The sequence below is a fragment of the Bradyrhizobium sp. 31Argb genome, assembly GCF_043638955.1.
GTDB lineage: Bacteria > Pseudomonadota > Alphaproteobacteria > Rhizobiales > Xanthobacteraceae > Bradyrhizobium.
Window position 1 is genome coordinate 1 of sequence record NZ_JBEGDB010000291.1, and the last position, 10093, is coordinate 10093.

General features: G+C 62.2%; 9 protein-coding genes and 1 pseudogene. 6 read left to right on the top strand and 4 right to left on the bottom strand.

Going from position 1 to position 10093, the window contains the following annotated elements; all coding sequences use genetic code 11:
• Window positions 1-239: 239 nt before the first annotated feature.
• From AAFX91_RS34620 to AAFX91_RS34630, 3 genes are all read right to left on the bottom strand, one after another.
• The gene (locus AAFX91_RS34620) at window positions 240-1196 is read right to left on the bottom strand and encodes a DMT family transporter (protein ID WP_394569556.1); all 957 of its coding nucleotides are present in this window, start codon (window positions 1194-1196) and stop codon (window positions 240-242) included.
• 205 nt (window positions 1197-1401) lie between these two features.
• Window positions 1402-2241 (bottom strand): aldo/keto reductase, encoded by an 840-nt coding sequence (locus AAFX91_RS34625; protein WP_130579553.1) that lies wholly within the window; start codon window positions 2239-2241, stop codon window positions 1402-1404.
• Between the two features lie 241 nt (window positions 2242-2482).
• Window positions 2483-3967, bottom strand: a complete 1485-nt coding sequence (locus AAFX91_RS34630; protein ID WP_394569553.1) for an aldehyde dehydrogenase family protein — start codon at window positions 3965-3967, stop codon at window positions 2483-2485.
• A gap of 119 nt (window positions 3968-4086) precedes the next feature.
• On the opposite strand from AAFX91_RS34630, the pseudogene AAFX91_RS34635 reads away from it, so the two are divergent.
• The 6 genes and pseudogenes from AAFX91_RS34635 (at window position 4087) to AAFX91_RS34660 (ending at window position 9507) form a co-directional block, all read left to right on the top strand.
• Window positions 4087-5171 (top strand): annotated as a pseudogene (locus AAFX91_RS34635) (substrate-binding domain-containing protein).
• 76 nt (window positions 5172-5247) lie between these two features.
• Window positions 5248-5994, top strand: a complete 747-nt coding sequence (locus AAFX91_RS34640) for a glutamine amidotransferase (protein ID WP_130579556.1) — start codon at window positions 5248-5250, stop codon at window positions 5992-5994.
• 48 nt (window positions 5995-6042) lie between these two features.
• A complete protein-coding gene (locus tag AAFX91_RS34645; RefSeq protein ID WP_394569554.1) occupies window positions 6043-7470 on the top strand; it encodes an NAD-dependent succinate-semialdehyde dehydrogenase in 1428 nt (475 codons plus the stop codon).
• Window positions 7471-7785: 315 nt separating this feature from the next.
• Complete coding sequence (locus AAFX91_RS34650) at window positions 7786-8217, top strand: CBS domain-containing protein (RefSeq protein ID WP_130579558.1); 432 nt, start codon at window positions 7786-7788, stop codon at window positions 8215-8217.
• Window positions 8218-8497: 280 nt separating this feature from the next.
• Complete coding sequence (locus tag AAFX91_RS34655) at window positions 8498-8704, top strand: hypothetical protein (RefSeq protein ID WP_394569555.1); 207 nt, start codon at window positions 8498-8500, stop codon at window positions 8702-8704.
• 107 nt (window positions 8705-8811) lie between these two features.
• The gene (locus AAFX91_RS34660) at window positions 8812-9507 is read left to right on the top strand and encodes a hypothetical protein (RefSeq protein ID WP_130579560.1); all 696 of its coding nucleotides are present in this window, start codon (window positions 8812-8814) and stop codon (window positions 9505-9507) included.
• Window positions 9508-9661: 154 nt separating this feature from the next.
• Here AAFX91_RS34660 and AAFX91_RS34665 read toward each other — a convergent pair whose 3' ends face one another.
• Window positions 9662-9853 (bottom strand): hypothetical protein, encoded by a 192-nt coding sequence (locus tag AAFX91_RS34665; RefSeq protein WP_130579561.1) that lies wholly within the window; start codon window positions 9851-9853, stop codon window positions 9662-9664.
• Window positions 9854-10093 lie beyond the last annotated feature (240 nt).

Genomic DNA, 10093 nt, shown 5'->3' on the forward strand with positions numbered 1-10093 from the left:
GTCCGCCTCAACGCCAAAGCACGCGAGGCGCGTGCCGCTTACGCCAATGCAACTTGACAATCCAGATAGTCGCTCATTCCCCCGCACCTCGCGGCGCGTCCCTGGAACTCAGGTAGCATGCGGTTTCCCGGCGGGTGGCAAAAATCCGGCGGAAGGCGGCTGATCGCTCAGCTTTCGCGGCGCCACTGTGGCGCTGTCGCAACGATTGCGCGGCGATACGTCTCACTCCGCGCACGGAATCAGGCGTTCGGCGAGGGCTCGCCGGGCACGGTCAGGAGCTGCGAGCGACGGATTCGCTCGCGGTGGGCGGTGTAAAGGCCGGACGCGACGATGAAGGCAGCGCCGGTGATAGTCCAGACACCAGGCACCTCGCCGAAGATGAAGTAGCCGAGCAGACTGACCCAGAGCAATTGCGTGTAGGAGAACGGCGCCAGCACCGAGGCATCGGCATAGCGGAAAGCCAGCACCACGATCCACTGGCCGGCGGTCGAGGCCACACCGACCAGGATGCCGAGAAGAATGTCGTGCCAAGTGGGCGTGACCCAGGCGAACGGCACCATGACGGTCATGATCGCGAAGCCCGTGATCGCGGAATAGGTCATGGTGGTGATGGCTGCATCGCGGCCGCTGATCATGCGCGTCATGATCAAGGTCGAGGCCCAGCAGAACGCCGACAGCAGCGGGAAGAAGGCGGCGGCGTGGAACGCGCTGGTGCCGGGACGCAGGATGATGAGGACGCCGATGAGGCCGAGCGCCGTCGCGATCCAGCGCCGCAGGCCGACCTTCTCGCCCAGGAAAACGATCGACAGCGCCGTGACGAACAGCGGCGACACGAAGCCGGTGGCGGAGGCTTCCGCGATCGGAAGGAAGCCTAAGCCGGAGATGAAGAACAGCGACGAGCCGAGCAGCGTCGCGCCGCGGAGGAACTGCAAGCCGACCCGGCCGGTTCGCAGCGCAAACAGCGGCGAGCCCGGCAGCATCGCCGGCGACATGATCAGCGCGAACACCAAGAAGCGGATCCACGTGATCTCGATCGAGGGCAGCGTCGCCGACAGATATTTCGAGGTGACGTCGGACGTGCCGAGGAAAATCGTCGACAGCAGGATCAGCGCGATGCCTTTGAACGGCCGGTCGGCGCGCGCGGGAGCTTTGCGGGAGACGGATTTCTTCGCAGGCGAAGATTTCTTTACAGGCAATGGCAATGGTGCGCTGTCCAGCCTGGCGGCTGCGGGCGGTGTCACGGCAATCTCGGAGGCACAAATAAGCGAATCTGCGAGCCTCTAAAAAACGCCAAATGGCGGCGCGCGACAAGGTCCGAAAACAGGACGCCGATATGCGCGAATGTGCGCGGCAGCACGCCACGCGGTTGCAACACTTTGTTAAGAATCGTGTTCGCTATGACTAAAGCATCGGCAGGCTTCGTGGCTTGGCGCCACGCGGAAAAGCCCTGTCCAAAGCTTCGATCTCGCTGGCACTGAGCACGGGGTCGCCGGCCGCCGCGTTCTCGGCGGCGTGCTCCGCGCTCGATGCTTTGGGGATCGCAAACACGGAAGCCGCGCGCGTGAGGAAAGCCAGCGCGACCTGTCGCGGCGTGGCGTTGTGCGCCTCGGCGATCTTCTGCAGCACGTCGCCGCCTTTGCTCCGCGGCGAGGGAAAATCATTGTGGCCGAACGGCGAGTAGGCGACGACGGCGACGCCATGCTTCTCGCACCAGGGGATCACCGCGTGCTCGATCGCGCGCTCCTGCAAGTGATAGAGCACCTGGTTGCAGGCGATCCTGCCCTTATCAGAAACTTCGAGGATCTCGCCCAGATCATCGGCGTCGAAATTGCTGACGCCCCAGGACCGTATTTTTCCGGAGGCGACCAGTTCCTCGAACGCGGCGACAGTGTCTTCCAGCGGATAGGATCCGCGCCAGTGCAGGAGATAGCAGTCGAGGTGGTCGGTCTTCAGCCGCTTCAGCGAGCGCTCGCAGGCGGTGATGGTGCCGCGGCGCGAGGCGTTGCTGGGCAGCACTTTTGAAACCAGGAACAGTTCGTCGCGCCGGCCTTCGATCGCATCCGCGATCACCAGTTCGGCATCGCCATACATTTCCGCGGTGTCGATGTGGGTCATGCCGAGCTCGATGCCACGGCGTAGCGCCGCGACCGCCGCCTTGCGATCGCCGCGGTCGAGATACCAGGTGCCCTGCCCGATCACGGAGACGTCGGGGCCATGGTGGCCAAATTTTTTCGTGCGCATGATCGCCTCGCTCGTCGGGGAAACCAACCCTAGACGATTGGTGAGGCGATGTCGCGGCAATACACCCTGTCGTCCCGGGCTTGACCCGGGACCCATAACCCCAAATGCCTGTTGTCGCAAACGATGCCGGCCCAGCGGAGCGTAACCACAACCGCCTGTGGTTATGGGTCCCGGGTCAAGCCCGGGACGACAGCGGAGTTTGTGGCACGCACATCATATCACGGCAGAATCGCGCACGCCTTCAGACGTTGAGGTTCATCCAGACCGCCTTGGGCTCGGTGAAATTGTCGATCGCGGCGGTGCCGTGCTCGCGGCCGAGGCCGGAATCGCGCTCGCCGCCCCAGGGCAGCCGCACATCCGTGTAGCCATAGGTGTTGATCCACACCGTGCCGGCCCGCGCGCGCTTGGCAAAGCGCTGCACGCGGCCCATGTCGCCGCTCCAGACGCCGGCGGCAAGGCTGTAGGCGGTGCCGTTGGCGATCCTCAGCGCATCCGCCTCGTCCTTGAACTTGATCACGCTGACGACGGGACCGAAAATCTCCTCCTGCGAGATCCGCATCTCGTGCTTCACATTGGCGAACACGGCCGGGCTGATGAAATAGCCGCGATCGCCGACATGCTCGCCACCGGTCACCAGCAGCGCGCCTTCCTGCTTGCCGATGTCGACGTAATCGAGAATGGTCTTCATCTGCTTCTCGGAAATCACCGGTCCGAGCGTCGTGGCGCGGTCCTGGGGATCGCCGATGCGCAATGCGCTTGCGCGTGCGGCCAAGCGCTCGACCACCTCGTCATAGACGCTCTCCTGCACCAGCACGCGCGAGCCGGCCGAGCAGACCTGTCCGGCGTTGAAGAAGATGCCGGCGGCCGCAGCCTTCGCGGCGGCATCGAGATTCGCGTCCTCGAAGATGACGTTGGCCGACTTGCCGCCGAGCTCCAGCGACACGCGTTTGAAATTGCCGGCGGCGCCGCGCATGATTCCGCGCCCCACACCGGGCGAGCCGGTGAACGTGACCTTGTCGACGTCAGGGTGATTGACCAGCGCCTCGCCGGCGATGCGGCCCGGCCCGGTGACGATGTTGAGCACGCCGCGCGGCAGGCCGGCTTCGAGCGCGAGCTCGCCGATCCGCAGCGCCGATAGCGAGGTCAGCTCGGCCGGCTTCATGACGATTGTGCAGCCGCACGCCAGCGCCGGCGCGAGCTTCCACATGCCGATCATCAGCGGAAAATTCCAGGGCACGATCGCCGCGACCACGCCAACCGGCTCGCGGACCGTGTAGGTCAGCGCATCGTCGCGGGTGCTCACCACGTCGCCGCCGATCTTGTCGGCCCATCCGGCGTAATAGGTCAGCGTATCGATCGCCGCCGGAAAATCCTGCCGCAGCACCGCCGCGATCGGCTTGCCGGCATCGAGGCTCTCGAGCTCGATGATCTCGTCGGCATGCTGCTTCAAGAGCTCGGCCCATTTCAAGAGGATGTGGCCGCGTTCGGCGGCGCGCATGGTCCGCCATGGTCCCTCAAAGGCACGGCGCGCGGCGGCAACAGCGCGGTCGACGTCGGCGGCACCGCCTTCCGCGATCGTCGCGATCACTTCCTCGGTCGCGGGATTGAGGGACTTGAATGTGCGTCCGGAGATGGCCGGGACGCGGGCGCCGTCGATCAGCAGCTGCTCGTCCCTGGCAGCGGAACGGCCGAAGGCCTCCCGCGCATAGTCATATGCAATTGACATCATATTTCCTCCTGTCTGGTATACCAAACCTAAGAGGAGATATCCCGCAGTAAATATGATATTTTCTGCCTATGGCTGACGATAATATGAATTTCACTTCATATTGAGAAGATAGGTCGATGCTGCACATCGAGATCGAAACCATCTGGCGATTTCACCGCGAAGGCAGCCCGCAGACGGCTGTGGTGATCCTCGGCATCCTCAACGAGATCCGCAAAACCGGGAAAATCTCGAGCGCAGCCATCGATGCGCATCTCTCCTATCGCCACGTCTGGAACCTGATCGACCAATGGTCGGAGTTCTTCGGCGTGCCGCTGGTGGAGACCCAGCGCGGCAAGGGCTCGCGGCTGACGCCGTTCGGCGAGAAGCTGGTCTGGGCCGGCGAGCGCATGCAGGCTCGCCTCGGCCCGCAGCTCGAAAACCTCGCGCAGGAACTGGTCACGGAGATCAAACCGTTCCTGCACCAGCGTCCATCGGTGATCCGCGTTCATGCCAGCCACGGCTTTGCCGTCTCCAAGCTGCGCGAATTCCTCGACCGCGAGCCCGGCATGGGCGTCGACCTCCGCTATGTCAGCAACCAGAACTCGCTGGTGTCGCTGGCGCAGGGCGCCTGCGACCTCTCCGGCGTGCATCTGCCGCGCGGCGAATTGCGCGCGCAAGGCATCCAGGCGTGCCGCGACTGGCTCGATCCGCGCGAGGACCGCGTGATCGGTTTCGTCACACGCGAAATGGGCCTCATGGTCAAGCGCGGCAATCCGCTGAAGATCAGCTCACTGAAGGATCTGGTCGATCGCAAGGCGCGCTTCGTCAACCGCGATCACGATTCAGGCACCCGGCAGCTTTTCGATCAGCTCTTGGCGCTGCACCGGATTCCCGAGAGCAAGATCAACGGCGCGCAGCAGATGGAATTCACCCATGCCGCCGTTGCTGCCTATGTCGCCAGCGCATGGCGGATGCGAGCTTCGGCGTCGAAGCGGCCGCCCGCCAATTCGGGCTCGATTTCATCCGGCTGCTCACGGAAGATTATTTCTTCGTCTGCAAGAAGGCGTTCCTCGAGACCGAGCCGATGCGGCGCGTGCTCGAGATCATGAAGAGCGGCGACTTCCATAAAGCCATCGACGCCCTTCCCGGCTACGTCGCCTCCGAAACCGGCAAGGTCAGCGGCGTGAAGGATTTCCTGGAACGGATGCACTCCGATCGCTAAGCTGCCGCCGTCGCTAGACACCTTTGGCAGAGATACGTTATATTTGTTAAGATATAACGAATGCTCGGATTTCCGGATGTTTCGACAGCGCCGTTCAGCCATCGCCATACGCCATGTGGCTTTCGAGGATTTGGGGCTCCTTGCCCCGATCATGGAGCGCGAAGGCTGGAGCGTGTCGTTCTGCGACGCTGCGGTCGACGACCTCTCCGATCGATCGATCAGGAATGCCGAGCTTTTGATCGTGCTGGGCGGGCCGATCGGGGTTTACGAGGCCGACAACTACCCGTTCCTGAATGCCGAAATTGCGCTGCTTGAGCACCGGCTGCAACAGGACCTGCCGACGCTTGGGATCTGCCTCGGTGCCCAGCTCATGGCACGCGCGCTCGGCAGCCGCGTGTTCGCCGGCCCTGCCAAGGAGATCGGCTGGGGAACGATCGATCTCACGCCGGAAGGCGCCTCGTCCTGCCTGCGCCGCCTCGGGAAAGATCCGACCGTGCTGCACTGGCACGGCGACACTTTCGATCTTCCGCAGCAAGCCTTAAGGCTCGCTTCAAACGCCAATTACGAGAACCAGGCCTTCGCCTATCGGCAGAACGCGCTCGCGCTCCAGTTCCATCTCGAGGCCGATCCGCGCCAGTTGGAAGAGTGGTATGTCGGCCACGCGGCCGAATTGTCGGCGGCGAAGATATCGATCTCTGACCTCAGGGCAACAACGCTGAAGCTTTCGAAGACCGTCGCCGCGCAAGCCGAGCAGGTCTTTACCGAATGGCTTCACGGCATCCCGCTAGCCGGCACCGCGCTTCAATCCGGCGCGCACGCGTAAAGCGCGGCGCCCGCGCTCCTTGCCACCAAGAACAACAAAGGAATGACCATGGCAAATTATCCTGAAATCCAGCTCTATATCGACGGCCGCTGGAAGCACGCCAGCGGGCAGCCCATCATCAATCCCGCCGACGAAACCACGCTCGGCACGGTGCCCACGGCAACGCGAACCGACCTCGACGACGCGCTCGATGCCGCCGAAAGAGGATTTGCGATCTGGCGCAAGACGGCGCCGCTCAAGCGTGCGCAGATCATCCTGAAGGCGGCCGCACTCATTCGCGATCGTGTCGATGAGATGGCGGTTGCGATGACGCTCGAGCAGGGAAAGCCGATCGAGCAAGCCAGGCTGGAAATCCTGCGGGGTTGCGAGATCATCGAGTGGGATGCAACGGAAGGACAGCGGCTCTACGGCCGCGTGATCCCAAGCGAGCCCGGAATGCGGCACACGGTGCTGCGGCAGCCGATCGGTCCGGTGGCAGCGTTCTCGCCCTGGAATTTTCCGATGAGTTCGCCGGCGCGCAAAGTCGCCGGCGCACTGTCTTCGGGATGCTCGATCATCCTCAAGGCGTCCGAGGAGACGCCCGCCGGCGCCGTCCAGCTCGTGCGCGCCTTTCATGATGCGGGCCTGCCTGCCGGCGTGCTGAACCTCGTCTTCGGCAATCCGGCGGAGATATCAGAATATCTGATCCCGCAATCGCGCATCCGGCTGGTGACGTTCACAGGCTCGATCCCGGTCGGCAAATATCTGGCCGCGATGGCAGGCACTCACATGAAGCGGGCGATCATGGAGCTTGGCGGCCACGGCCCTGTGATCGTCTGCGACGACGTCGATCCGGTCGCAACGGCGGCCGCGTCGGTGGTCGGCAAGTCACGGAATGCGGGACAGGTCTGCGTCGCGCCGACGCGCTTCTTCGTCCAGGAATCGATCTACGATCGATTTGCCAATGTCTTTGCCGAGAAGGCGAGCGCGCTGAAGGTCGGCAATGGATTGGATCCGTCGAGCCAGATGGGCCCGCTGGCAAACTCGCGGCGGATCGATGCCATGGAAACGCTGGTTGCCGACGCCAAGGCCAGGGGCGCGCGCGTGCTTGCGGGCGGACATCGGCGCGGCAATCGCGGTTACTATTTCCCGCTCACGGTGCTCGCCGATGTGCCCGACGATGCCCGTGCCATGAACGAAGAGCCGTTCGGTCCGCTCGCGCTTGTCAACCCCGTCAAGACGCTCGACGAAGCCATCGAGAAAGCCAATTCCCTCCCCTTTGGTCTCGCGGCCTATGCGTTCACCCGTTCGGCTGAGAATGCCGATCGTCTCGCCGAGGGCGTCGAGGCCGGAAACCTCTCGATCAACCACTTCGTGGCCTCGGTCGCCGAAACGCCTTTCGGCGGCGTCAAGGAGAGCGGCTATGGGCGCGAGGGCGGCACCGAGGGCCTGCAGTGCTACACGGTGGTCAAGAACGTCTCGCACAAGACCGGCTGATCGATTGTTCCATTGGATGCGACGATCTCAGGTCCGGACGATGGGACCGGACCTACGGTCACCTTCGCTCCCAGCTATTCCTCGAAGGCGCGCTCAAGATGATCGTCGGATGGGGTTGAGAGCACAAAAACGACCACTTCAAACCAACCGACGGCCTCTGCCGCCGTTACACCGCGGCCCCGATACTCGCTGACTGCTTCCTGCCAATATGATACGCTGATGCTCCTAATCGAGGAGAATGGATGCCATGGTACGTGGCCCCAGTTGTGGGGGCGGGATGGAATAGGCGGCTAGGCCACACGATGGGAGGAAACTATGACCATCGAAAACATTCTGAGGCGGAAGGGCACCGATGTCACAACAATAGCTCCGGACGCCAGCATCAAGAGGGCGGCAGACTGGCTCCGCGCAAAGAATATTGGCGCTCTCGTGGTGACGAGTGAGAACTCGGTTCTCGGTCTGATTTCCGAACGTGAAATCGTTCATGCATTTTCTCGCTATGGCCAGACGGCCGGGTCGATGCTGGTGAAGGAAATCATGCAATGCGGTGTGGCCACCGTGTCTCCGGACGAGAGTGTCAATCGCGTGATGAAACTGATGACGCACCACCGCGTGCGCCACATGCCGGTACTACGCGGCGGCAAGCTAGCCGGCATCGTCAGCATCGGCGATGTCGTCAAGGATCGACTCGAGGATCTGGAGCTTGAGACGAAAATCCTGCGTGATGTCTACAACGCAGCGCGTTGACGGCTCGGGCGCCGGCTCATAGGCGCGCTGTCAATCGTCGTGCTCGCGTTCACATGGACGTTGTCGGGCCCGCTCCGGGTTAATGGAGCCGGGACGTGAACAATGTCGAGACGTCCGCATCGACAAAACTGCGGAAAGCGTCGCATCCAATAAAAACGTTGTGGCTGTGAACGAGCTCACAATGCAACCAGCACGATCATGTTTTGATCGTAGCGCATTAACCATTGGTAAAATGGGATGCGACGGTCGCCGGAGGGCTTCCCCAACAAAGGGGTAAAATATGAACAGCAAACCTCCCACTCCGAAGCGGGGTGCTTTCCCTACGCCGAAAGAGGTGCGCGACAAAGCACCAAAGTACAACCCTGACGCACCCGACGCAGCCGACGATCAGAAAGGCGAGGAGACAGACTCTTCGCCGGATCAGCAGCAGCATGACGATGCTCAGCGTGGAACGAAGGACGAAGCAATGGAGCCTAAGCGGAAATAATCGAAGTTCATTTCAGCAAACGGAGACATACCATGGCAATTCAGCTTGGAGGAAGTGGACAAGGTAGATATCCCAAACGCGGAGCGACTCCCACGCCGAGGAGCGTCTTGGCGGCCGCCACCCCGCATAGTGTAGTCGGCCTTGCAGCGGCACCTCCCCATTTCATCACGATCCCTCACAGGCTGTCCTCTTGGGGCAATTTCGATCATGGTGATTGCGTCACTGCCGAAGAAGCGTTTGCGAAGGCGTGTCACAATCCGGAAATCTTCATTTCGGACAACGAAGTGATAAGATGGGCGACGAAACATGGGGTGCTGGAGGGAGCCTATCTGCATCAGGTGATGGTTTGGATGCAGGAAAACGGCTTCCATCAGAGCCGGCACATCTACGATGACGGCCAGATCTATTCGGTCGACTGGACGAATCCCTCCACGTTAAACAGCGCAATTGCGGAAGGTCCGGTCAAGATTGGCGTTGCCGCAACCCAACTCCAGACCGCATGGAACTCCACGAACGGGAAGACCGGATGGTTTGGCCTTGGATTCAACAAGGACACCAACGAGGACCACTGCGTCAGCCTTTGCGGATACGGCTCGCTCAACTGGCTCGCACAGCAGCTTCAGGTCACCGTGCCGGCCGGAGTCGACGGTACGAAGCTCGGCTATGCGATGTTCACGTGGGACTCGATCGGTATCATCGACCAGCCTTCCATGATCGCCGTTACCGAAGAGGCATGGCTCAGAACCCCGACGACGGTCGTCAAGCCCGCAAAGACGCCCGAGCAGGAAAGCGTCGCGGTATAGCAGGCTTCAATGGAACGACTGCACCGGCGCGGAGCCCGCTTGACCAGCAGAGCTTCGCGCCGGCTACCATCGCCCACGCATCTCGAGCGGCAGATCCAGCGGCGGCGCACCGCCGGACCTCAATTCGGCCGGTGCATCGCCGCTGGATCCGCCCCTACAAATCTGCGGGGCGCTTCTTGCAGGCGAAGAACGCGGTGACGGCGAGCGGGACTGCGAGCGCGATCCATGAGGTCGTGTCCCAGATGCCGTCGCCGAGCAAGGCAGACACCAAGCCGAAGGCGACGATCACCGCGATGATCGCGGGGAACAGAAAAATCTGCGTGAGTGAACGTCGGACATTGACCATCAGGGGCGCTCCGGAATTTGCGCGGCGGGATATCGGGATTCGGCTAGAGCGAGATGACTTTTCGAATCGTCATCCCGCTCTATTTCTTTGTTTGAGCATGATCTCCGCGCAAACGCTTCGCGTTTGTCGCGGGGAAAACCGGTCTCCACTTTTCCGGATCATGCTCTAGGGTCTGTTGGGATTCATCGGGAGTTTATCACGGCAGCGGTCAGATGGATCATGGCTGCGAAGCTTTGATCT

Bases quoted from the DNA above. Each gene is read 5' to 3' on its own strand.
- AAFX91_RS34640 (WP_130579556.1), top strand. From the start codon at position 5,248: ATGTTTCGACAGCGCCGTTCAGCCATCGCCATACGCCATGTGGCTTTC.
- AAFX91_RS34665 (WP_130579561.1), bottom strand. From the start codon at position 9,853: ATGGTCAATGTCCGACGTTCACTCACGCAGATTTTTCTGTTCCCCGCG.
- AAFX91_RS34630 (WP_394569553.1), bottom strand. From the start codon at position 3,967: ATGTCAATTGCATATGACTATGCGCGGGAGGCCTTCGGCCGTTCCGCT.
- AAFX91_RS34650 (WP_130579558.1), top strand. From the start codon at position 7,786: ATGACCATCGAAAACATTCTGAGGCGGAAGGGCACCGATGTCACAACA.
- AAFX91_RS34655 (WP_394569555.1), top strand. From the start codon at position 8,498: ATGAACAGCAAACCTCCCACTCCGAAGCGGGGTGCTTTCCCTACGCCG.
- AAFX91_RS34645 (WP_394569554.1), top strand. From the start codon at position 6,043: ATGGCAAATTATCCTGAAATCCAGCTCTATATCGACGGCCGCTGGAAG.
- AAFX91_RS34625 (WP_130579553.1), bottom strand. From the start codon at position 2,241: ATGCGCACGAAAAAATTTGGCCACCATGGCCCCGACGTCTCCGTGATC.